The organism is Sphingomonas sp. LT1P40, from assembly GCF_036663835.1.
Lineage (GTDB): Bacteria > Pseudomonadota > Alphaproteobacteria > Sphingomonadales > Sphingomonadaceae > Sphingomonas.
Map to the genome: position 1 here is coordinate 1,003,438 of NZ_JAXOJT010000001.1, position 23,182 is coordinate 1,026,619.

Consider the following 23,182-nt stretch of genomic DNA (forward strand, 5'->3'; position numbering starts at 1 on the left):
CCTTGCGCCCGGGCTGGCGAGCGCCGATGTAGCATCCGGGCAAAAACAGATAGACGAGATTCCGCTACATGCACCCCCTTTCCGGTCATATGACCCCAGACGGCTTTACGCGCGACCCCGTCACCGGCGGGCTGGTTCCCATCGTGATCGAACAGTCCAGCCGCGGTGAGCGCAGCTTTGACATCTATTCGCGCTTGCTGCGCGAACGCATCATCTTCGTGACCGGCGGAGTCGAGGACCACATGGCCTCGGTCATCACGGCGCAGCTGCTGTTCCTTGAATCGGAGAACCCGAAAAAGGACATCTGGATGTACATCAACTCGCCGGGTGGCGTGGTGACCGCCGGCATGGCGATCCACGACACCATGCAGTATATCCGCCCGCGCGTCGGCACCGTCTGCATCGGTCAGGCCGCGTCGATGGGCAGCTTCCTGCTCGCCGCCGGTGAGCCGGGCCTGCGGGTTGCGCTGACCAATGCGCGCATCATGATCCACCAGCCCTCGGGCGGGGCACAGGGCATGGCGTCGGACATCCAGATCCAGGCCAAGGAAATTCAGCGGATCAAGGACCGCATGAACGCGCTGTACGTGAAGTACACCGGTCAGCCGCTGGAGCGGATCGAAGCCGCGATGGACCGCGACACCTTTCTCGAAGCGGACGAAGCCAAGAATTTCGGCCTGATCGACGAAGTGTATGAAAAGCGCCCGCAGCCCACCGAAGGCGACGCCGCACCCGTTTGAGATCATGGCGCTTAAGGTGGCGTCAAGCTTGGCCTGATAATAGGCGTTTTTGGATTGCCGGGGCGTATCCCGGGTGTAGGATGCCGGGCTGCGTAACCAGCCTGGCACGCAAAGGATGACTGAATGACGAAGCTTAGCGGCGGCGATTCGAAGAGCACGCTATACTGTTCGTTCTGCGGCAAATCGCAGCACGAAGTGCGCAAGCTGATCGCCGGACCGACCGTGTTCATCTGCGATGAGTGCGTCGAACTGTGCAACGACATCATTCGGGAGGAGACCAAATCGGCGCTCGTCTCGAAGAAGGATGGCGGCGTGCCCACGCCACAGGAAATCTGTGACGTTCTCGACGATTATGTCATCGGTCAGTATCGCGCGAAGCGGGTTCTGTCGGTCGCGGTCCACAACCATTACAAGCGGCTGAATCACGGGGCCAAGGGCGCCGATGTCGAACTGTCCAAGTCGAACATCCTGCTCGTCGGCCCAACCGGCTGCGGCAAGACGTTGCTCGCCCAGACGCTCGCCCGCATCCTCGACGTGCCGTTCACCATGGCCGACGCGACCACGCTGACCGAGGCCGGTTACGTTGGCGAAGACGTCGAGAACATCATCCTGAAGCTGCTCCAGGCGTCCGACTATAATGTCGAGCGCGCCCAGCGCGGCATCGTCTACATCGACGAAATCGACAAGATCAGCCGCAAGGCCGAAAACCCCTCGATCACGCGCGACGTGTCGGGTGAGGGCGTTCAGCAGGCGTTGCTCAAGCTGATGGAAGGCACCACCGCATCGGTGCCCCCACAGGGCGGCCGCAAGCATCCGCAGCAGGAATTCCTGCAGGTCGACACGACCAACATCCTGTTCATCTGCGGTGGCGCGTTCTCGGGTCTCGAAAAGATCATCGGCGATCGTTTGCAGGGCAAGTCGATCGGCTTCGGTGCCTATGTCGCTTCGCCGGAGGAACGCCGCACCGGTGAGACGCTGCGGCAGACCGAACCCGAGGATCTGCTCAAATTCGGCCTGATCCCCGAATTCGTCGGTCGTCTGCCCGTGGTCGCCACGCTGGAAGACCTCGACGTCGAAGCGCTCATCAAGATCCTGACCCAGCCCAAGAACGCGCTGGTGAAACAGTATCAAAAGCTGTTCGAAATGGAGAGCGTGAAGCTCAGCTTCACCGACGACGCGCTGGTGTCGGTCTCCAAAAAGGCGATCGAACGCAAGACCGGCGCGCGCGGCCTCCGCTCGATCCTCGAAGGCATCTTGCTCGACACGATGTTCGACTTGCCCGGTATGGACGGCGTGGACGAAGTGATGATCGACAAGGACGTGGTGCTCGGGTCGAAGGAACCGATCCGCGTCTATGCCGAAAAGAAGAAGACCGGCGACGCGGCCTGACGGCCGCCGTGGGATGAGATGATGGACGGGCGTCGGGCAACCGGCGCCCGTTTCCCTGTAAAGGAACCGAGATGCCCTCTGGCCTTGCCGCGCTGCTCGACGATGTCGCCGCGATCACCAAACTTGCAGCCGCCTCGCTCGACGATGTCGGCGCGGCCGCAGGTAAGGCGGGCAGCAAGGCGATGGGCGTCGTCGTCGACGATGCCGCCGTCACCCCACGCTATGTCACCGGCCTCTCGCCGCAGCGCGAACTCCCGATCATCTGGAAGATCGCCAAGGGATCGCTCAAGAACAAGCTGCTCATCCTGCTGCCCGCCGCGCTGCTGCTCAGCTGGCTCGCACCCTGGGCGATCACGCCGATCCTGATGGTCGGCGGCGCCTATCTGTGTTTCGAGGGCGCGGAAAAGGCGATCGAGGCATTTGGGGGCGGCGCGCATGATGCGGTCGAGGAAGTCATCGCCGACCCTGCGCATCTGGAGGCAAGCAAGGTCGCCGGCGCAATCCGCACCGACCTGATCCTTTCCGCCGAAATCATGGCGATCGCGCTCGCCGATGTCGCGGCCAAGCCGTTGTGGGAACGCGGAATCGTCCTGGCGGTCGTCGGCATCGGCATCACCATCCTCGTCTATGGCGTCGTCGGCTTTATCGTGAAGATGGACGATATCGGCCTGCATCTGGCCCAGCGCGCGTCGAAACTGGCGCAAGCTATCGGGCGCGGGCTGGTCAAGGGCATGCCGGTGGTGATGCAGGCGCTGTCGGTGATCGGCACGGCGGCGATGATCTGGGTCGGCGGCGGCATCCTCGTCCACGGCGCGGCGCAGCTTGGCTGGCACTGGCCGGAAGAAGTGATCCACCACGCCGCCGAGGCTGTCGGGAGCGGGATCGTCGGCTGGTTCGTGACCGCGCTGGCATCCGGCGTGATCGGCTTCGCGCTGGGCGGCCTGATTGCCCTCGTCGTCGGCAAGTTCCTGCACGGCAAGAGCGATGCCCACTGAGGTCCGCGACGCCGTTGATGGCGATCGCGCCGCCATCGCCGCAATGCTCACGCGTGCGTTCGACTACGATCCGGTCTTCGCCTGGATGATCCCGGATCCCGCCGTCCGCGCGCGCCGACTGCCCGCGCTTTTCGACATCTTCTTCACTGGCGATGGCCCGCCCGGCATGCGCCTGACCACAGTCGGCTGCCAAGCCGCGACCTTGTGGCGCGCCCCCGGCGCTGCGGCGGGCGACAATCTCGGCCTGTGGCACGCGTGGCGGCTGCTCGGGACGGGGCTGCTGCGCGGCAAGCGCGTGGGCGAGGCGATCGAGGCGCATTTCCCGCGTGAGCCGTTCTGGTATCTCCACATCGCCGGGTGCGATCCGGCGGCGCAGGGCAGGGGCCTCGGCCGCGCCGTGGTTCAGGCCGGACTCGATCGCACCGGCGGTCTGCCGGTCTATCTGGAGACCGCCAAGGAGCGAAACCTCCCATTCTATCTCGGCCTAGGTTTTCGCGTCACCGACGAATGGAGCGTTCCGGGCGGCGGGCCGCGCTTCTGGTCGATGATTCGTCCACAGCATTAACCATGCCGGTTTTCCTCCGCTTTACCTGACTGCGCCACTTCAAATCGGCCGAAGCGGGTCGGCGGGGTGGAGGTTTTCTTGCGATTCTACCGGGCGACGACGTTCCTGTTTCCGAACAGTTTGCGGATGCGCATGTTCACTGTCTGCTTCATCGGCACGCATTTGCCGCTGCTGACCTTTGCCGCGTGGCAATTCACGACGGGCGCGATCGACTGGCCGGGGCTGGCCGTGCTGCTCGGCGCGACGCTGGTCGGAACAGTCTTTACCCTGCTGGCGATCGACGGTCTGCTCGCCCCTGTCCGCGCGGCAACAGCCGCAGTGGCAACGCTGGAACGCGATCAGATGGCGGCGCTGAAGGCCGTGCAGAGCGGCGATATGCTCGGCGCACTGATCGCGGGCGTCGATCGCGCAGCGGAGGCAACGCGCGCCCGTGTCGCCACGCTCGACAGCGTGGCGCACCGCGATCCGCTGACCGATCTGTGGAATCGCCGCGGTTTCCTGACCCAGACCAGCGCGGTCGGCGGCGGTGCGCTCGCAATACTCGATCTCGACCGCTTCAAGCAGATCAATGACCTGCACGGTCATGCTGCGGGCGACGAGGTGCTGCGCGATTTCGCCACCTTCCTGCGCCGCTGCGTGCGCCGCGATGACATTGTCGGGCGCTGGGGCGGGGAGGAGTTTGCCGTGCTGTTCCCGGGTGCTGGCGAGCATGAGGCCGCCACGATCCTCCACCGCATGTCCCGCCGCCTCGCCGCCGGCGCGGTCGAGGGGCCGGACGAGACGCCGGTGTCCTTCTCCGGCGGCGTGGTCGATCTCGTCGACGACAGCGTCGAGCAAGCCATGACCCGCGCCGACGCCGCTCTATACGCCGCCAAACGCGGCGGCCGCGACCAGGTCCGCGTCGGCGCCGCGCATGAGCGGGTGGGGTAAGTAAAATCCCTGTCCCAAGGGGAGAGGGATTTCTACCGCCCCTGCATCGCCTCGATCGCCACGCTCCGCCGCAGCACCCGTGCCATTGGGTCCACCACGACATGCCCGCCCTCGGCCACGTCGATCGTCGCGCTCCCGCCGGCCATCGCCAGTTTCTGCACGACGCCACCCACTGCAATCTCGACCGGCAGCGGAAATGCCGCCTTGCGTGCAGTCTTCCACGTCAGCGTGAGTTTCCCACCCGTCCGTGTCTCAATCAGCTCGGGCAAGGCCGCGTCGCGCAGATACACGTCGAAGAACCACGACAGATCACGCCCCGCCGCCGCGTTCATCAGCGTCTCGAACTCCGCGGTTGAGGTAAAACGCGTGCTGAAACTGCCCGGCTCGGGATCGGGCCGCCCATAAACCAGCCGCCGCGTCGCATCGAAGAACGCCGCGTCCCCGATCAGATAGCGCAGCGTGTGCAGCACCCACGCGCCCTTGAAATAGATGTCCTGCCCCGGCCCGCCCAGTTGCTCCTGATAGACCTCGTCGGAGGTGCGGACCTTGCCCGATACCAGCGGCTGGCGGTTGAACACGCGCTGCCGCTGCACCGACATCATCGCGGCATAGCGCGCCTCGCCCTCGCGCCACTGGCCATATAGCGGCTGCATATATTGGCCATAGCCCTCGTGGAGCCAGAAATCGTCCCAGTTCGCTGCCGTCATCTGGTTGCCGAACCATTCATGCGCGAGTTCGTGATGGAACAGCCAGTCGAACCCGGTGTCGTCCTTGCGATAATTATTGCCATACGCATTCACCGTCTGGTGCTCCATGCCCATGTGCGGCGTCTCGACCACCCCCAGTTTCTCGTCGGCAAAGGGGTAGGGGCCGATCACGCGCTCGTAGAAATCGAGCGTCGGCGCGAATTCGGCGAACAGCCCGGCGGCCTGCTTGTCCTTGCCGGTCAAATGCCACAGGTGCAGCGGAAACTTGTTCCCGAATTTACTGATATAGCTTCCGCTGATCTCACGATATGGCCCGATGTTGATGGCGACGAGGTACGGGTTGATGTTCTTCGCCACCCAGTTCCAGCGCGTGCCGCCGCCAGCCAGCCGCTCGGTCGATTGCAGCGTGCCGTTGGAGATGGCCTGGACGCCATCGGGTGCGACGATCCCGATCCGGATCGAGGGAATCTCCCCTGCCGGAAAGTCCAGACATGGCCAGAATAGATCGCACCCATAGCCCTGCGCCGTCGTCGCTGCCCATGGCTTGCCGTCATGGTTCGACCAGACGAAGCCATCGTCCCATGGCGCGTTCACTGCCTCGTGCGGCCGCCCGGCATAGGCGATCTTCGCGGTCACCCGCCCGCCCGCCGCAACCGGTTTGGGTAAATCGATCGTCAGCCGCCCCTCGGGATTGCGCCACGCGCCCGCCGCCAGCTTTGTCCCGTCGATCTCGATCGCGCTGACGGTGAAATTCTTGTCGAGGTCGATCAGCAACCGTGTCTGACGCGCGCTTGTAATCAGCCGCAACGTCGCTTCGCCGGAAAGGAATCTGGTTTCGGGCGAAATCCGGAGGTCGAGCTCGACATGTTCCAGTCGCAACGCCGCCCGCTCCGGCTCGATCTCCCCCCCCGAACGCATCGTCAGCGCCGTGATCGGCGGCTCACCCTTCTGCGCAAGCGCTGGAAAACAAAGCAAAAATGCGGCGGTAATCGCAACCCGATTGATGCGACGCCCCCACACCCCATATAACAGTCCGAATCCGTCCCCTGCGGGCGGCACTGGAGTATCCATGAAGTCCACTTACCCCGTCCTTCCGCTGCGCGACATCGTCGTTTTCCCGCATATGATCGTGCCGCTGTTCGTCGGCCGCGACAAGTCGGTCGCCGCACTCGAAGCCGCAATGGCCGACGACAAGGAGATTTTCCTCGTCGCGCAGCTCGACCCGGCACAGGACGATCCCGGCCGTGACGATTTGTACGACACCGGCGTGTCGGCGGAGGTGATGCAGCTGCTGAAACTGCCCGACGGCACCGTGCGCGTGCTGGTCGCGGGGAAGGAACGCGGCACGCTGGCCACGTTGACCGAGGACGGCCCGTTTCTTACCGCCACCGTCGATCCGGTCGAGGAACAGCCGGTCGAAGGCACGGAAACCACGGCGCTGATGCGCTCCGTCGTCGATCAGTTCGAGAATTATGCCAAGCTCAACCGCAAGCTGCCCGCCGAAACTGCGGTTCAGCTGAGCGAGATCGAGGAAGCCTCGCGCCTGGCCGACGCGGTCGCGGGCAACATCGCGGTCAAGGTCGCCGACAAGCAGTCGCTGCTGGTCGAAACCGACCCGCGCAAGCGGCTGGAGATGGTGTTCGCCTTCATGGAGGGCGAACTCGGCGTGCTTCAGGTCGAGAAGAAGATCCGCAGCCGCGTGAAGCGCCAGATGGAGAAGACCCAGCGCGAATATTATCTCAACGAACAGTTGAAGGCGATCCAGCGCGAGCTGGGTAACGAGGGCGAGGAAGGCGAGGGCGATGAGATCGCCGAGCTGACCCAGAAGATCGCTACGCTCAAACTGTCCAAGGAAGCGCGCGGCAAGGCGACGACCGAGCTGAAGAAGCTCAAGACCATGGCGCCGATGAGCGCCGAGGCGACGGTCGTTCGCAACTATCTCGACGTGCTGCTGGGCCTGCCCTGGGGCAAGAAGTCGAAGCTGAAAAAGGATTTGGTGGAGGCACAGGCCGTGCTCGACGCCGACCATTTCGGGTTGGAAAAGGTCAAGGACCGGATCGTCGAATATCTGGCGGTTCAGGCGCGCACCAACAAGCTGAAGGGGCCGATTCTGTGCCTCGTCGGCCCGCCCGGTGTCGGCAAGACCAGCCTCGGCAAGAGCATCGCCAAGGCGACCGGGCGCGAGTTCATCCGCCAGTCGCTGGGTGGCGTGCGCGACGAAGCCGAGATTCGCGGCCACCGTCGCACCTATATCGGCTCGCTGCCGGGCAAGATCGTGTCGAACCTCAAAAAGGCCGGTACCTCGAACCCGTTGTTCCTGCTCGATGAAATCGACAAGCTCGGTCAGGATTTCCGCGGCGATCCGTCGTCGGCGCTGCTCGAGGTGCTCGACCCCGAACAGAATGGCAAGTTCAACGACCATTATCTGGAGATCGATGTCGATCTTTCAGACATCATGTTCGTAACCACCGCCAACTCATTGAATTTGCCGCAACCTTTGCTTGATCGCATGGAGATCATCCGGCTTGAGGGCTATACCGAGGACGAAAAGCTCGAAATCGCCAAGGGCCATTTGCTCGAAAAGCAGATCGATGCGCATGGTCTGAAGGCGGGCGAGTTCGAGCTGACCGATGACGGTCTGCGCGACCTGATCCGCTATTACACGCGAGAGGCGGGCGTTCGCACGCTGGAGCGCGAGATCGCCAAGCTGGCGCGGAAAGCGCTGCGTCGCATTCTCGAAGGCAAAATGACCAGTATCATCGTCACGCCGGATAATCTTCACGACTATGCCGGGGTGCGCAAATACCGCTTCGGTATCGGTGAGGAGGAGCATCAGATCGGTGGCGTCACTGGTCTCGCCTGGACCGAAGTCGGTGGCGAGTTGCTGACGATCGAGAGCGTGACCGTACCCGGCAAGGGCGGGGTCAAGACCACCGGCAAGCTGGGCGACGTCATGAAAGAATCGGTCGAGGCCGCGTTCAGCTTCATCAAGGCGCGCAGTCCGTCCTATGGCATCAAACCCAGCATTTTCGCGCGCAAGGATGTTCACGTCCATCTGCCCGAAGGCGCGGTGCCAAAGGACGGTCCGTCGGCGGGCATCGGCCTGGTCACTTCGATCGTTTCGACGCTGACCGGCGTACCGGTGCGCAAGGACATCGCCATGACCGGCGAAGTCACGCTGCGGGGTCGCGTGCTGCCGATTGGCGGTCTGAAGGAAAAGCTGCTCGCGGCGTTGCGCGGCGGTATCAAGACGGTGCTGATTCCGCAGGAGAATGAGAAGGATCTTGCGGAAATTCCGGCCAATATCTGCGAAGGGCTGGAGATCATTCCCGTCAGCCATGTCGACGAGGTGCTGAAGCTGGCTCTGACCGAACCGCTGACAGCGATCGTGTGGACCGAAGCCGACGATCTGGCCGCCCAGCCACCGACGGCGGTGCCACCCGGCGCGGAATCACTGCGCCACTAGCGTTTACGTAGCGTAAGGCTAGAATTTCGTCGCGTTTTTGCCTGAGCCGATGCTTTCCCCTTTACAGCGGCGACGCGAGTCGGTTTGCTGCTCCACCGGCATTTCGGTGCCGCGAGTCTCCTTTAGGGGCGAGTCATAAAAGCAGGGGTTCCAAGGGCATGAACAAGCAGGAATTGATCGCGACGGTCGCCGACACCGCCGGTCTTAGCAAAGGCGATGCCAGCAAGGCCGTCGAAGCCGTGTTCGACGCGGTCACTGGCGCCCTGAAAAAGGGGGATGAAGTTCGTCTGGTGGGCTTCGGCACTTTCTCGGTCTCGAAGCGCAAAGCATCGACCGGACGCAACCCGCGCACCGGCGAGCCGATGACGATCAAGGCTTCGTCGCAGCCCAAGTTCAAGGCCGGCAAGGGTCTGAAGGACGCGGTCAACTGAATTCCAAAGGGGCGGGACTGGACAAGCCGGTTTCGTCCTTTTAGAGGCACCCGCTCCCCGGCACCCCCGGGGACGCTTTGGTTCGCCAATGCGATCCTGGTCCGCCAGGGTAGGGGGCGCGTAGCTCAGTGGTAGAGCACTGTGTTCACACCGCAGGGGTCGCTGGTTCAATCCCAGCCGCGCCCACCATCCGCAAAAACCCGCCTGGCACCGCCCGGCGGGTTTTTTCGTTCTGGCGCAGGGCCGCATTGGCATCCGTAACGCGTCTGCAACAAACGTCACATCATCGTCACATCACCGTCACTGAAGTTTCTCCGAAATCCCATCTGCGAGTCACGCACGGTCCCTAGCGCGGCCATGCGGTCGGCAGGGGGATGTTTCCGAGTCGATCCCGGGCGCTTGCCCGAATCCAGAACGGAGATTTTCATGGCCGACTTCAAGCGTTTCACCCTCATCCTCATGACGGGCGTCGCCGGTGCGACTCTTGCCGCATGCGATGGCGCATCGAGCGTCGCTTCGCCGGGCGAGGGCGTTATCGTTGTTCCCGCGCCGACTCCGGCACCCTCGCCAGCGCCAACCGGCACACCGACCCCGACTCCGGGTACGCCAGCCGCAAGCTGCCCGAGCGGCACCACCGATGTCGGCGTACTCGGCAGCTTCCGTTCGTGCCGTCTGCCGTCGCTCATCACGACGCTGACACTGAACAAGGTCGCGGGCGTCGCTTACGAGATCAACGGTCGCGTCGATGTCGGCGTGGATCGCGGTGGCGCGGGTGTTGCCGGCACTGCCGGCAACCTGACGATCGCGCCCGGCGTCATCGTCTATGCCAACACCTCGAATGCCGACAACGACCTGCTCGTCGTCAATCGTGGCTCGACGATCGCGGCTGAGGGCACTGCCAGCCAGCCGATCATCTTCACCGCACAACAGAACCTGACCGGCGGCGTGACCGACGAGTCACAGGGTCTGTGGGGCGGCATCATCCTGGCCGGTCGCGCGCCGATCTCGAACTGCAACCTCGCCGGCGTGACCGGTGGCGCGGTGAACTGTGAGAATGTCGTCGAGGGCACCGGCAACGCGCTCTATGGCGGCGCGACCGCGGGCGACAATTCGGGCGTCATGCGTTATGTCCAGGTCCGTTATTCGGGCACGGTCATCAGCCCGAATAACGAGCTTCAGGGTATCACCACCGGTGGCGTCGGCTCGGGCACGCGCCTGGAGTATATTCAGATCCACAACAGCTCGGACGACGGTATCGAGATTTTCGGCGGCACGCATAACGCGCGCTACATGGTCGTTACCGGCGCGGACGACGACAGCCTGGATACCGATGTGGGCTGGAAGGGCTTCATGCAGTTCGTGATCGCCATCCAGAAGCCGTCGAACACCACCGGCGACAACTACGTCATGGAAATCGACTCGAACAATAATGAGGACGCCCTGCCGCGTCAGTTCGGTCGCATCTCGAACTTCACCTTCGTTCACACCTCATCGGCGACGAACGCCGGTCTGCGTCTGCGCGGCGGTGCCGACTTCACCTTCGTCAACGGCATCTTCACCTCGGGTCAGCCTTGCCTCAACGTCATCGCCGGCACGACCGACAATGGCGGTAAGTCGACGATCCGCGCGGCGAATGCGGCGCTCGACGAAGCCGGTCCGCCGGTGTTCAACTCGATCTACTTCGCCTGCGGTGGCGGTACCCTGTCGACCGAGACGGCGCAGAACAGCGTGACGGTCACGAATGCGGAGCAGGCGGCACTGGTTGCGGCCGGCACCAACAACGTCACCAATGGCACCGCCGCAAACGCACTGACCATGGGCTATTTGCCCGGCACGGGTGCGACCGGCGTGACGGCATTCAACGCCGCCTCGCTCAACCCGGCCGGCACGTCGTTCCTGGTCTCGACCAGCTATATCGGCGCGATCAGCGGTCCTGCCGACACCTGGTATCAGGGTTGGACCTGCAACTCGAACCGCGCGAACTTCGGCTCGACCAGCGGCGCCTGCACGACCCTTCCGGTCACCTGATCGGAAGGATCACCCCAACCGGAACCGGCGGAGAAGGGGCCGCCGGTTCCGGTCCCCCCGTGCCGGGACATGCCTCTCAAAACGGACTGCCAACGATGAAAAAGACCACATTATTCGGGAGCATGCTGCTTCTGACATCGCAACTTGTGGCGCCACACGCGCTTGCACAGGCCGCCGCCCAGCCCGGGCCGACCGGTGCGACCGTGCCGCAGGAAGAACCGGCAGCCGAAGAAGAGGTCGAAATCTCGGCACCGGGCGCGGGGGACACGAGCGAGGAAATCGTCGTGATCGGCCGGAATATCCCGAATATCGTCAAGGCGACGCCACAGGTTGTGTCGGTGCTGTCGAGCGAGGATATCGCCCGGACCGGTGAGGGCGATATCGCGGGCGCACTGACCCGCGTCACCGGCCTCAGCGTCGTCGGCAACGGTTTCGTGTTCGTGCGCGGCCTCGGCGATCGCTATTCCTCGTCGCTGCTCAACGGTTTGCCCTTGCCAAGCCCGGAACCGCTGCGCCGCGTGGTGCCGCTCGACCTGTTCCCGACCAACATCATCGCATCGGCACTGGTGCAGAAAAGCTATTCGCCCAATTACCCCGGCGAATTCGGCGGCGGCGCGATCAACCTGACCACTCGCGCCGCGCCGCGCGACAGTTTCCTGCAGATCGAGGGGTCGATCGGTTTCGACACCGTCACCACCAGCGAACTGGGCTATGTCTATGACGGCGGGTCCGCCGACGTGTTCGGCTATGACGATGGCGAGCGCACTGTCCCCGGCTTCATCAAGGCCGCGGGCACCAACGGCACGTCGATCACCGATCCGTCACAGCTGATCCAGATGTCGAACGCGCCGACGACGGTGGTGTTCGAGAACAACCATATCCCGGCCAACTGGTCGGCCAGCACCAGCTTTGGCACCAGCATCGATGTCGGTGCGGTCCGCATCGGCGTGATCGGCGCGGGCGGCATGTCCAACAGCTGGCAGACGCGCGAGCAGAAGCAGCAGGTAGCGATCGGCGCAGACGGTGGTCTTGCCAGCGATTTCAACCAGGTCACGACCGACAACCGCATCATCGCCAATGGCCTGCTCGGTATCGGTATCGAAACCGGTGAACATCGCATCCGCTTCACCAATGTTTATATTCACGACACGCTGAAACAGGCGATCATCGGCCTGGGCGACGAAGAGAATTTCGGCATTCCCGGCCAGTTCGGCGTGCCGTCCTTCTCGACTCAGAACACCAACTGGTTCGAGCGTCAGCTGTTCACCAGCCAGATCGTCGCCGAACTCGATTTCGGACAGTTCGACCTCGATCTGCGCGGGGCCTATGCCAATACCAAGCGCAAGGCACCCTATGAGCGCGCGTTCCGCTATATCTGGAACCCGAACGTCGCCGACTATACCAACTCGCTGAGCAGCCCCAGCGCGGCGACGATCGCGTTCAGCGACCTGAACGAGGATCTGTGGACCGGAGCCGCCGATGTCAGCTACGAGCTGGACACACCGCGTCCGATCACGCTGTCGACCGGCTATGCCTATTCGGACACCAACCGCACGTCATACCGCTATTTCTTCCGCTTCATCGGCCCGAACAACGGACCCGTCGGCACGGCGGTTTCGCAGCAGCGCCCCGATTACCTGCTGTCGGATTATAATATCCAGACTTACGGCATCACGCTGCGCAACGAATCGACCGGTACCGGTGCGTCCGCCTATGACGCATCGCTGAAGGTCCATGCCGGTTACGGACAGGTCGAGGCGGAACTGCTTGACGGTCTGCGCGCCTCGGCGGGTGTGCGTTACGAAACGGCGAAGCAGCAGGTGCTGCCGACCGGTTCGCTCGCCGCGACCAATCTCGGTAATGACTATTGGCTGCCCGCCGCCACGGTGACCTGGAACTTCGCCCAGAATATGCAGCTGCGCCTGCACGGGTCGAAGACCATCGCTCGCCCGCAATTCCGCGAGCTGGCCCCGCAGCTGTACCAAGATTTCGAGAGCAACCGGCAGTTCCTGGGCAACCCGCTGCTGATCGACTCGCAACTGTATAATGCCGAGGCGCGCTACGAATGGTTCTTCGCGCGCGACCAGCGCGTGACGCTGGCGGGCTTCTTCAAGAAGATCGAAAATCCGATCGAGGCGGTGGCGTTCGTCGCGGGCGGATCGACCTCGCTCCAGACCGGCTTTTCCAACGCGCCGAGCGCCAAGCTCTATGGCGCAGAGATCGATGCGCAGAAGTACATTCCGCTCGATACGCTGGGCGGCGGCTTCTTCGCCACCAAGCGGCTGGTACTGATCGGCAACTACACTTTCACCAAGTCGAAGATCGAATCGGGCAACCAGCTGGTGCCAAGCCCGATCCTGGGTGCGCCGCCGGTGCAGTCGTCGCTGTTGTTCGACGACGGCGCGCCGCTGGTCGGCCAGTCGGACCATCTGGTCAATTTCCAGATCGGGTTCGAGGATACGGCGTCGCTGTCGCAGCTGACGGTGCTGTTCAACTATGCCAGCGAGCGCGTGACCAACCGTGGTCCGGTGGTCGAGGGCGTCCGTCTGCCCGACATCATCGAAAAGCCGGGTCTGCGCCTCGACGTGGTGGCGCGACAGGGCTTCAACTTCGCCGGTGCGGAGATGGAATTGAAGTTCGAGGCCCGCAACCTGACCAAGACGCGCTATCAGGAATATCAGATCTTTCCGAGCGACGTGCGGGTGGACACCAACACCTATAACGTCGGTCGCACCTTCACGCTGGGCCTCAGCGCGAAGTTCTGATCGGGGTAGAGGAAAGGGAAGGGGCCGTCCGTCGGGGCGGTCCTTTTTCATTAGAGCGTGATCGTACTACGCTCATTTACCCCCAGGGCCGCTCCCGAAACCATTTCGTGATGACGTATTTGGTCCCCGCGCGCACTTTCATCGCGTGATGAAGCGTCGATGGGTTGGGCGTGCCGTTCGGTCGCAAATTGCTCCACGCCAGCAGTTTGCCGGTCTCCGGCTGGATCAGCTTGTCGATCGCCTTGAACCGCGTCGCGCCGCCCGCCTCGACCTCGTTCAGGTAAATCATCACAGTCCAGGTGCGCTGCCCCGATACCGCGCAGAATTTCTCGAAATCGACGCCTGCCGGCTCGAAATAGTCGGTATGCGCCTTGAACTCCTGCCCCACGGCATAACGCTGGCCCTGTAGCGGCTCGCCATGTGCCGGATCGAGCCCGATGAACGCCGCGATCATCCGCTCGACCTCGGCCACCGCTGGTGCCTGCGCGGGAAGATCACAAGTCTCGCTGGTGCGAAACACCGCATCGCCATTATAATCGGATATCGTCGACGGCCGCCGGTCGATATCGATCAGGCCCATCACCTCCGCGCACAATGCTTGGTCCAGAAACGCTTTGCGCACGAACAGCGTCAGTTTCGGGTTCGGCACTCTCTGAACGCCGGGCTGGCGGGTCAGCTGCTCGATCACCGGTTCAATCGGAAACCCGGATGCGGACCCGGATGTGGATAGGGGCGCGATCATGCCGCTTCTTTGCCAGATCGCCCCCGGCATCGCCAACGTCTTAAAAATGTCACCAAAGTGAAGGCCGATTGTCACGGTCGCGCCATAGCGATGACATGTGGACGCCGCGCAAACCCTGAGCGAACTGATCGATGCAGCGCGGCGGGCGCAGGTGACGGCCTTGCACATTTGCCGCGAACCGGACGGGGATGCGGTCTATGCGCGCTTTCCCGCCGGTTTGACGCGTATCCGTCAGGCCGGACCCGGCGCGAAATGGTATGAGCAGGCGGCAAATGTCACGGGCGCGACTGCGATGGCCGGACGCATCGCCATCGCGATCGAGCGCGAGTCCGCCACCGCGAGCGCGCTGGGCGGGCTGGGCATGCCGGGGCGGATGTGGCGCGCGATCGATGCGCTGGACACCCCCCATGGCGGCGTTTTCGTAGTCGTCTCGCGCGATCCGGCGTCCAGGCAAGCGGTCATGGTCGCACTCGGCCAACCCGCCGAACATCGTTACGTCCCGTGGATCGATCCGGTGCGCGAGCGCGTCGAAACGGCGGCGCGCATGGATTGCGATGCGATCCTGATCGACGGCGTCACGGATCGCGGCACCGCAGCGCTGCTGTTCGATATCGCGCATAGCGGCCGTCGCGTCGTGCTGGGCGTCGAGGCGGCAGACTCGATTGGCGCGATCGCGCAATTGCGGTCGTTGCGGGTGGAGCGCCACATGCTCGGCGCGGCGTTGCGGGCGGTGGTGGCAGTTTGCCCGGCACCCGGCCTGTGTGCGGTGTGCCGGCTCGCCGATCAGACCAGCACGTCCGAATCGGCATTGCTGGGGGTCGATCCCGGTACCGCCATCTATCGTGCGGCGGGATGCGGGGGCTGTGATGGCACCGGGTTCGGCGCGCCGGTGATGGTGTTCGAATCCATCGTCGCGGACGCGCCCCTGCGCCGGCTTCTGGTCGAAGGGGCCGATGCGACGATTATCGCCCGGCACGCCTTTTTAAAGGCACCCAGCCTTGCCGGTTCTGCGCGGTTACTGGTACGCGAGGGTGTCATTCCGCCCGACGCGGCGATTCGGATCGCGCGCGAGGGTGGGGTTTCCCCGGATGCACGGCGCAGGCATCCGCATGTTCTGTCATCTTCCGTGGAGTGGGTTGACGATCCCGCCTCACCCCCGCTAAGCGCGCGGCTTCGCGGCGATCGTAGTTCAATTGGTTAGAGCACCGGCTTGTGATGCCGGAAGTTGCGGGTTCAAGTCCCGTCGGTCGCCCCATTCCCCCATTTTAAGCTGGCGCTCCGCAGCGTAAAATAATATTGCGCGGCCCGGACACTTTCTTAGCATGCTGGAGCGACGCATGGGCGCGGTTTGGGACCTTCCCGATTTTGACGAGCACGAGGGCGTGCATCTCATCAGCGACCCGGCAAGCGGGCTGCGCGCGGTGATTGCGATCCATTCGACCAAGCTGGGTCCCGCTGCCGGCGGCGTTCGCTTCTGGCACTATGCCGATTCGGCCAGGGCGGTCACCGATGCGCTGCGCCTGTCGCGCGGCATGTCGTACAAGAACGCGATGGCCGATCTGCCACTCGGCGGCGGCAAGGGCGTCGTCCTCGCATCCGAACCGGGTGCAACGATCAGCGAGGCACAGCTGATCGCATTCGGCAACGCAGTCGAATCGCTGGGCGGGCGTTACGTCACCGCTGAGGATGTCGGCATGTCCGAGGAGCGGATGAAGGTCATCGCCACCCAGACCCGCCACGTCTCGGGCCTGCCGGTCGAAGGCGGCAATGCTGGCGGCGATCCCGGCCCGTTCACCGCGCTCGGCATCTATCTTGGCGTCAAGGCGGCGGCCAAGCGCGCGCTGGGCGTCGAGAGCATGCGCGGCATACATGTCGCGGTGCAGGGTGTCGGCAGCGTCGGCGGTGGTTTGGCGCGCCTGTTGGCAGCGGACGGCGCGAAGCTCACGCTCGCCGACGTCAATGCCGACAAGGCAGCCGCGCTGGCGCGTGAACTGGGTGCGGATGTCGTCGCCGCAGACGCGGTCCTGCGCGTCTCCGCCGATATCGTCAGCCCCAACGCGCTCGGCGCGATCCTGACCGAAGAGTCGATCGCCGCGCTCGATTGCCGGGTCGTGGCGGGCGGTGCCAACAACCAGCTCGCCACCCGCGCCGACGGCGACCGCATCCACGCGCGCGGCATCCTCTATGCGCCGGATTACGTCATCAACGCGGGCGGCATCATCAATGTCGGCCTGGAATATCTCGGCAAGGGCGACCGCGCCGAAGTCGAAGCCCGCATCGCTCGCATCCCAGATCGCCTGGAGCAGGTCTGGACCGAAAGCGACCGCACCGGTGCCCCCGCCAGCGAAGTCGCGGACATGATCGCACAACGGCTGATTGGGCGCTAAGCTGACAGGATGCGCACAACCTCCGGCACGGCCAGCGTCCGTCTCTATCACCTGAGCGAGCAGGACGCCGCCGCGCAGACCCTCTTCTACGGCCCACTCAATGAAGCGCTGGCGGTGGCGCGGCAGCAGAGTGACGATGTGCAGGCGGGGCTATGGCTGGCGACTGAGAATGACGTCGTGCCGTATCTGGACCTGGAAGAAGGCTGATACTCGCTCAGGGAATCGCGGGCCGATGGAGGTCCGTAACCCTTGTCACTGGGTTGCGGCCAATATCACGGCAACCGTCTCGTCCGGCTGGTCCCACATGGGAAAATGTCCGCTGGCCTCGAACCAGTGAAGATTGGCAGAGGGAAAGGCGGTTTTCGCCCGCGCTGCCTGCCTTGGCAGGCAAAGGCGATCATGGCGGCCCCAACCGACCACGATCCGACGCGCGGGATCGGCTGCTGGACCCGTTTGCTCAGGCCCGCCTGCAAGGTCATGCACCAATGCGTCGAATGTCGGTGTCGTGCTGAGGCTTGCCAACTCCGTCGTAACGACCTGCGGATCGAGCGCCCACGGACGCGCGGACAACTGTGCCAGCAACGCGGTGCGGGAGGCGGCGTTCTTGCTGAGCATCGGCAACATCGGCCGGATTGCTCGAAGCAACTTCCCCGAAACGCCGATGGTAGTTTTGAAGAATGTGCGCTCCCAGCCGCGCCAAAAACCGCCGGGATCAAGCGCCACGACATTGCCGACCCGGCCACGCCGGGCTAGCTCCAAAACGATCCGCGCGCCCATTGAGCTGCCGACGACGTCGATTCCGTCCAGCCCCTTGTCCGCGATATAACGCTCGACGCTGCCGACAAGGCCTTCGAAAGTGCCGCTATCGTGCTCCGCTGGCGTGGCGCCGTGTCCCGGAAGGTCGATTGCGATCACCGTCCGTTCGACGCTGAGGGCGTCAATAATGGTGCTCCACGATTGCCAGCTTCCGCCGAGACCGTGAATCAGTAGCAGCTTGCGGCCGGCACCGCGTTGGACTTCGTTCATTCAGGAATACTCCGATGGCTCGGACCTGAACCATCGGGAGCCGCCTTCGGGGCCAATGAACGCATAGTCTGACCGAAAAGCACACGCCATGGCGGCCCTGGCGGAGAGGGTGGGATTCGAACCCACGGTGAGCTTCCACCCACGGCGGTTTTCAAGACCGCTGCCTTAAACCACTCGGCCACCTCTCCGCGCCGCAGCGCTTTGGCCGTTCGTCGTCTTTTCTGCAAGAGGGCGACGCAGGGGGTTCATGCCTGAACCGGCATGTGGCAGAGAAGGGGAATGCGGGGATTTACTGGCCTTGTGAGGCGTATCGTTTTGGTTGGAACAGCTGTCGCGGCGCTCGGCGTTGCGGGCGCTCCGGCGGTTGCTCAGGACGAGGCGGGGTTTCGCGCCTATATCAACGGGCCGCTGCGGCAACAGGCGGAGCGGGAGGGCGTCAGCCGCCGCACGCTCGACGCGGTGCTGCCGACGCTGACCTTCAACCCGCGCGTGATCGAACTGGACCGCGATCAGCCCGGCGGCGGCGCCTATGCGCCGATTCCCAATTTCGCACCGTACAAGGCGCGCCATGTCGATGCCGCGCGGATCAATCGCGGGCGCAGCACCTACCAACGGCTGCGGCCCCAGCTGGCGCGGGTCGAGCGCGAGACCGGCGTGCCCGAATCGATCATGGTCGCCATTTTCGGGCATGAAACCAATTACGGCAGCTATACCGGGGATTTCGATCTGCCGCGCAGCCTGGCGACGCTCGCCTATGAAGGCCGCCGCCGCAGCCTGTTCGCGGGCGAGTTCATCGCCACGCTGAAGATGGTCGATCGCGGCGTCCCGCGTGAGCGGCTTAAGGGCAGCTGGGCCGGCGCATTCGGCTATCCGCAATTCCTGCCCTCGGTCTATATTCGTCTCGCGCGCGATGGCGATGGCGATGGCGTTGCGAACATCTGGTCGAACGAGGCAGATACGCTGGCGTCGATCGCCAATTATTTCGTCAATGCCGGGTGGCGCGAGGGGCAACCCTGGGGCGTTGCGGTCAATGTGCCCGGATCGCTCGATCGCAGCGCGATTGCCGCCCGCACCACCTCACCACGTTGCCCGCGCGTGTTCGACCGGCATTCGCAGTGGAAGACGATGGCCGAATGGCGCGCGCTGGGCGTCGCCACGCAATCGGGGCGCTGGCCGGATGGCAATATGCTGGCGACGCTGCTGGAGCCGGACGGCCCGGGCAAGACCGCCTATCTGCTGACCCGCAATTATCAGGTCATCCTCGATTATAATTGCTCCAATTTCTATGCGCTCTCGGTGGGATTGCTGGCCGATGAAATCGAAAATTAGCGCCGTTCTGCCGCTGGCCTTGCTCGCGGCGTGCGGCGGGGGCGGGGGCGGCGATTTGCAGGAGTTGCCGCCCGCACCCGTATCCGAAATGCCGGATCGCATGCCACCGCCCGTTCGGGACGACGGCACGCCTCCGCTCGTCACTGACGGCGCACCCCCGCCGTCGCAGGGACCGCAAGGATCGTCGCAGCTCCGCCCGGGTGAGGATCGCTACGACCGCGTCGGCTATGCCGGATATGCGGGCGCGGGGGCGGGCGTGTTCGCCCTCAGCGGCGTGCTGCCGGTGAACAGCTTCGCCGAAGTCACCGCGCTGGATACCGGCAAGACGATGCTGATCCAGATACGCGGGCAGGGGCGCGGCCTGATCGAGTTGTCCGGCGCGGCGGCACGGCAGCTTGGCGTCACCGGCAACCCGGCGGTGCGCGTGCGCCGGACGAGCGTGACGCCACAGGATTCGGCGTTGCTATCTGCCGGACAAGCCGCACCGATGCGTGCCGATGCGCCACAAGCTTTGCTCGTCGGCCTGCGCAAGAAGCTGGGTCAGCGTGGCGCGGATCGGTCGCCCGAGGACACAGCGCCTCCAGTTCGCACACCGCCGCGCATCGCATCGCCGCGTCCAACGACCCTGACACCGCCGTCCCGCGCCACACGCGGCCTGTTCGTTCAGGTCGCAGCCGTCTCCAGCGCGCAGCGCGCCCGCACGCTTGCCGACGAGATCGGCGGCATCGTCCGACCGGGCGGCGGGGTGTATCGCGTCCAGCTCGGCCCGTTCCCCAACAACGCTGCTGCCCAACGCGCCCGCGCCGATATCGCGCGCCGCGGCTATGCTGACGCCCGCGTCATTTCCGTTCCATAACCTCCAGCACCCCGGACCCGACCCGCAATGAAGAAGTTCCTGCTTTCCGCCACCGCCATCAGTCTGGCCGTCACGCCGACCGCTGCGCAGACCCCGCCGTTCCAGACCACGGCACCGGTCGCGTTCATGGAGGATCTGTCGTCCAACGCGATCCTTTATGCCAAGGACGCCGATCGCCGCATGCCGCCCGCGTCGATGGCGAAGATGATGACCGCCTATGTCGCGTTCGACCTCATCAAGCAGGGTAAGCTGAAGCTGACCGACATGGTCGATGTGCGGCCTGAGACTTGGCGGAAATGGCATGGTCCTTCAGCGGGTTCGACCATGTTCCTGTCAGCGGGTCAGAAGGTCAGCGTCGAAAATTTGCTCAACGGCGTGATCGTCGTTTCGGGTAACGATGCCTGCGTCGTGCTGGCCGAACATCTGGCAGGGACCGAGGAAGCCTTTACCGGCCTGATGAACGCAAAGGCCAAGGAGCTTGGCCTGAACAACAGCAATTTCGGCACGTCCAATGGCTGGCCGGACAAGGGCGTGACCTTCGTCACCGCGCGCGATCTGGCCAAGCTGGCCAAGGCGACGATCAACAACCATCCCGACCTCTATAAGCGCTTCTATTCGCGCGAGAGCTTCACCTTCGGCACCACGCTGGGCGGCAAGCCGATTACGCAGGCCAATCGCGACCCGTTGCTGGGCCGCGTGAAGGGCGCCGATGGACTGAAAACGGGTCATACTGATGAAGCGGGCTATGGTTTTACCGGCTCCGCCGAACAAAATGACCGCCGCCTGGTAATGGTCGTTGCAGGCCTGACCAGCTTCAACGGGCGGATCGACGAATCGGTCAAGTTCATGGACTGGGGCTTCCGCGCCTGGGCCTCGCAAAAGATCGTGAGCAAGGGCCGCAAGGTCGAAAGCGCCGCCGTGCAACTCGGCGATCAGTCCGAAGTCGGCCTCGTCGCCCCGCGTGACCTGTCGATCGCCGTGCCAGCGGGCACAAAACCCGATCTGCGCGCCACCGTCGTCTATCAGGGGCCGTTAAAGGCACCGATCAAGGCCGGCACGCATATCGCCGATCTCGTCATCACCTCACCCGGCATGCCTGAGCAGCGCGTGCCTTTGGTCGCCCAGGCCGATGTCGGCGAGGCCGGCTTTTTCGGTCGCGCCTGGGCCGGGCTGATGGCGTTCTTCAGGGCATGAGCGGGCGCTTCCTCAGCCTTGAGGGCGGGGAGGGCACAGGCAAGTCCACGCAGGCGCGGCGGCTGGCCGATGCGCTGGAGGCGCGCGGCGTGCATGTCGTGCTTACTCGCGAACCCGGCGGCACGGAGGGTGCAGAGGCAATTCGCGGCCTGTTGATGCAAGGCGAGGTAACCCGCTGGAGCGCGCATGCCGAGGCCTTGCTGTTCGCCGCCGCGCGCGCCGACCATGTCGAGAAGCTCATTCGCCCTGCGGTAGAAGCGGGCAGCTGGGTGCTTTGCGACCGCTATATCGACTCCACCCGCGCCTATCAGGGGGCGCAGGATATCGACGATGCCGCGATCCTGGCGCTGCACGGGTTCGGCACGCGCGGCCTGTTGCCCGATCGCACGCTGGTGCTGGACCTGCCCGATGGCGACGGTCACGCCCGCTCGCTGGCGCGCGATGGCGGTGCCGCGGATCGTTTCGGCGCGCGTGGTCCGGGCTTTCACGCCGACGTCGCTGCCCAGTTCCGCCGCATTGCCGCTGCCGAGCCGGATCGAGTTCGCCTCATCGACGCGTCGGGTACGATCGATGACGTCACGACGTCACTGCTGGACGCGCTGTCAGACCTGCTGCCATGACGTCATTCGCCGGAAACACCGCCGCAAAGGCAGCGTTGCGCGATGCCATGTCGGGCGAGCAACTGCACCACGCCTGGCTCCTCGCGGGACCGGAGGGGGTGGGGAAAGGCAGCTTTGCCCGCGCGGCCGCCGCGCGGATGCTTGCCGAAGCGGCGGGCGCGACCGGCCTTCCCGGTGATTTCGACGTCCCCGAAGAGCATCACACCGCGCGCATGATCGCGGCGGGGGCGCATCCCGATTACCGTGAGCTGCTGCGCCTGCCCAAGGATCCCGACAAGCCCGACCAGAATATCGCGCGGTCGATCAAGATCGACCAGGTCCGCACGCTCAACCCGATGTTCGCCACCAAACCGAGCATGTCGTCGCGTCGCGTGGTGGTGATCGATGCCATCGACGACGTCGAACGGCCGGGCGCCGCCAATGCGCTGCTCAAAAATCTGGAGGAGCCGCCACAGGGCACGATCTTCCTGCTGGTCAGCCACTCGCCGGGCCGCTTGCTCCCGACGATCCGTTCGCGCTGTCGTCTGTTGCGCTTCGATCCGCTGAGCGATGTCGAGGTTGCATCCGTCCTGCGCGCCGAATTGCCGGAGGCGAGCGCGGCGGAGATCGAGGCGCTGGTCCGCGCCGGTGCCGGTTCCCCCGGCAAGGCGCTGGGCTTCGCCGGTCTCGACCTTGCCACGCTCGACACCGAAATGACCGCGATTGCGGCACGTGGCGACCCCGATAACGCGATCCGTGCCCGTCTCGCCAAAACGCTGGGCGCCAAGGCAGCACAGCCGCGTTACGAAGCGTTCTTGGCTCGCGTCCCCGCCTATATCGCCAGCGAAGCGCGCGCCCGACACGGCAAATCGCTGACCAGCGCGCTCGACGCCTATCAAAGCGCCAGCGAACTCGGCCCGCTCGCGCTCGCCCAATCGCTCGATGCACAGGCGACGGTGTTCGAGATGGGCGGGATATTGGCACGCCTCGCCACGCGCTGAACGCTTCAAACCCGCTCTTCTTTGCTCTAGAG

General features: G+C 64.4%; 20 protein-coding genes and 3 tRNA genes. 19 read left to right on the forward strand and 4 right to left on the reverse strand.

The window, feature by feature from the left end:
* Positions 1 to 89 precede the first annotated feature (89 nt).
* The 5 genes from U1702_RS04920 to U1702_RS04940 all read left to right on the forward strand — a co-directional run bounded on the left by U1702_RS04920 (position 90) and on the right by U1702_RS04940 (position 4,619).
* The gene (locus tag U1702_RS04920) at positions 90 to 740 is read left to right on the forward strand and encodes an ATP-dependent Clp protease proteolytic subunit (protein ID WP_332722576.1); all 651 of its coding nucleotides are present in this window, start codon (positions 90 to 92) and stop codon (positions 738 to 740) included.
* 123 nt (positions 741 to 863) lie between these two features.
* Positions 864 to 2,129, forward strand: coding sequence for an ATP-dependent Clp protease ATP-binding subunit ClpX (gene clpX, locus U1702_RS04925; RefSeq protein WP_332722578.1), 1,266 nt, complete (start codon positions 864 to 866; stop codon positions 2,127 to 2,129).
* A gap of 71 nt (positions 2,130 to 2,200) precedes the next feature.
* The gene (locus U1702_RS04930; protein WP_332722580.1) at positions 2,201 to 3,124 is read left to right on the forward strand and encodes a DUF808 domain-containing protein; all 924 of its coding nucleotides are present in this window, start codon (positions 2,201 to 2,203) and stop codon (positions 3,122 to 3,124) included.
* Positions 3,114 to 3,689: a GNAT family N-acetyltransferase gene (locus U1702_RS04935; RefSeq protein WP_332722582.1), complete on the forward strand. Its 576-nt coding sequence runs from the start codon at positions 3,114 to 3,116 to the stop codon at positions 3,687 to 3,689. Before U1702_RS04930 ends, U1702_RS04935 begins: the two co-directional genes overlap by 11 nt.
* 78 nt (positions 3,690 to 3,767) lie before the next feature.
* Positions 3,768 to 4,619 (forward strand): GGDEF domain-containing protein, encoded by an 852-nt coding sequence (locus tag U1702_RS04940; protein WP_332722584.1) that lies wholly within the window; start codon positions 3,768 to 3,770, stop codon positions 4,617 to 4,619.
* A gap of 32 nt (positions 4,620 to 4,651) precedes the next feature.
* Here the strand turns inward: U1702_RS04940 and U1702_RS04945 are convergent, their stop codons facing one another.
* A complete protein-coding gene (locus U1702_RS04945) occupies positions 4,652 to 6,244 on the reverse strand; it encodes a M1 family metallopeptidase (protein WP_332722586.1) in 1,593 nt (530 codons plus the stop codon).
* A gap of 151 nt (positions 6,245 to 6,395) precedes the next feature.
* Between U1702_RS04945 and lon the strand changes: the two genes are divergently transcribed.
* The 5 genes from lon to U1702_RS04970 all read left to right on the forward strand — a co-directional run bounded on the left by lon (position 6,396) and on the right by U1702_RS04970 (position 14,016).
* Positions 6,396 to 8,792 (forward strand): endopeptidase La, encoded by a 2,397-nt coding sequence (gene lon / locus U1702_RS04950; protein WP_332722588.1) that lies wholly within the window; start codon positions 6,396 to 6,398, stop codon positions 8,790 to 8,792.
* Between the two features lie 158 nt (positions 8,793 to 8,950).
* The gene (locus U1702_RS04955) at positions 8,951 to 9,223 is read left to right on the forward strand and encodes an HU family DNA-binding protein (RefSeq protein WP_332722590.1); all 273 of its coding nucleotides are present in this window, start codon (positions 8,951 to 8,953) and stop codon (positions 9,221 to 9,223) included.
* A 114-nt stretch (positions 9,224 to 9,337) separates the two neighbouring features.
* Positions 9,338 to 9,412, forward strand: a tRNA-Val gene (locus tag U1702_RS04960).
* 237 nt (positions 9,413 to 9,649) lie between these two features.
* Positions 9,650 to 11,251 (forward strand): beta-helix domain-containing protein, encoded by a 1,602-nt coding sequence (locus U1702_RS04965; protein WP_332722592.1) that lies wholly within the window; start codon positions 9,650 to 9,652, stop codon positions 11,249 to 11,251.
* Between the two features lie 122 nt (positions 11,252 to 11,373).
* Positions 11,374 to 14,016, forward strand: a complete 2,643-nt coding sequence (locus U1702_RS04970; protein ID WP_332722593.1) for a TonB-dependent receptor domain-containing protein — start codon at positions 11,374 to 11,376, stop codon at positions 14,014 to 14,016.
* A 76-nt stretch (positions 14,017 to 14,092) separates the two neighbouring features.
* Here U1702_RS04970 and U1702_RS04975 read toward each other — a convergent pair whose 3' ends face one another.
* On the reverse strand, positions 14,093 to 14,758 hold the full coding sequence (locus U1702_RS04975; protein ID WP_332722594.1) for a prolyl hydroxylase family protein: 666 nt from the start codon (positions 14,756 to 14,758) through the stop codon (positions 14,093 to 14,095).
* Between the two features lie 97 nt (positions 14,759 to 14,855).
* On the opposite strand from U1702_RS04975, the gene U1702_RS04980 reads away from it, so the two are divergent.
* The 4 genes from U1702_RS04980 (at position 14,856) to U1702_RS04995 (ending at position 17,352) form a co-directional block, all read left to right on the forward strand.
* Positions 14,856 to 15,959 (forward strand): ATPase, T2SS/T4P/T4SS family, encoded by a 1,104-nt coding sequence (locus U1702_RS04980; RefSeq protein WP_332722596.1) that lies wholly within the window; start codon positions 14,856 to 14,858, stop codon positions 15,957 to 15,959.
* Positions 15,937 to 16,013, forward strand: a tRNA-His gene (locus U1702_RS04985). The genes U1702_RS04980 and U1702_RS04985 overlap by 23 nt, the downstream gene beginning before the upstream one ends.
* Before the next feature lie 82 nt (positions 16,014 to 16,095).
* Positions 16,096 to 17,145: a Leu/Phe/Val dehydrogenase gene (locus U1702_RS04990; protein WP_332722597.1), complete on the forward strand. Its 1,050-nt coding sequence runs from the start codon at positions 16,096 to 16,098 to the stop codon at positions 17,143 to 17,145.
* A 9-nt stretch (positions 17,146 to 17,154) separates the two neighbouring features.
* Positions 17,155 to 17,352, forward strand: a complete 198-nt coding sequence (locus U1702_RS04995; protein WP_332722599.1) for a hypothetical protein — start codon at positions 17,155 to 17,157, stop codon at positions 17,350 to 17,352.
* Between the two features lie 45 nt (positions 17,353 to 17,397).
* Here U1702_RS04995 and U1702_RS05000 read toward each other — a convergent pair whose 3' ends face one another.
* Both U1702_RS05000 and U1702_RS05005 read right to left on the reverse strand, forming a co-directional pair.
* Entirely contained in the window at positions 17,398 to 18,171 is a 774-nt protein-coding gene (locus U1702_RS05000) for an alpha/beta fold hydrolase (RefSeq protein WP_332722601.1), read from the reverse strand.
* A 98-nt stretch (positions 18,172 to 18,269) separates the two neighbouring features.
* A tRNA-Ser gene (locus U1702_RS05005) sits at positions 18,270 to 18,359 on the reverse strand.
* Between the two features lie 91 nt (positions 18,360 to 18,450).
* On the opposite strand from U1702_RS05005, the gene U1702_RS05010 reads away from it, so the two are divergent.
* From U1702_RS05010 to U1702_RS05030, 5 genes are read left to right on the forward strand one after another with little or no spacing between them, the layout of a single operon-like run.
* A complete protein-coding gene (locus U1702_RS05010; RefSeq protein WP_443026803.1) occupies positions 18,451 to 19,500 on the forward strand; it encodes a lytic murein transglycosylase in 1,050 nt (349 codons plus the stop codon).
* On the forward strand, positions 19,484 to 20,356 hold the full coding sequence (locus tag U1702_RS05015) for an SPOR domain-containing protein (RefSeq protein WP_332722604.1): 873 nt from the start codon (positions 19,484 to 19,486) through the stop codon (positions 20,354 to 20,356). The genes U1702_RS05010 and U1702_RS05015 overlap by 17 nt, the downstream gene beginning before the upstream one ends.
* Positions 20,357 to 20,383: 27 nt before the next feature.
* Complete coding sequence (locus U1702_RS05020; RefSeq protein ID WP_332722606.1) at positions 20,384 to 21,550, forward strand: D-alanyl-D-alanine carboxypeptidase family protein; 1,167 nt, start codon at positions 20,384 to 20,386, stop codon at positions 21,548 to 21,550.
* Positions 21,547 to 22,170: a dTMP kinase gene (gene tmk, locus U1702_RS05025; protein ID WP_332722608.1), complete on the forward strand. Its 624-nt coding sequence runs from the start codon at positions 21,547 to 21,549 to the stop codon at positions 22,168 to 22,170. The genes U1702_RS05020 and tmk overlap by 4 nt, the downstream gene beginning before the upstream one ends.
* Entirely contained in the window at positions 22,167 to 23,150 is a 984-nt protein-coding gene (locus U1702_RS05030) for a DNA polymerase III delta subunit-related protein (protein WP_332722610.1), read from the forward strand. The genes tmk and U1702_RS05030 overlap by 4 nt, the downstream gene beginning before the upstream one ends.
* The last annotated feature ends 32 nt before the right edge of the window (positions 23,151 to 23,182 follow it).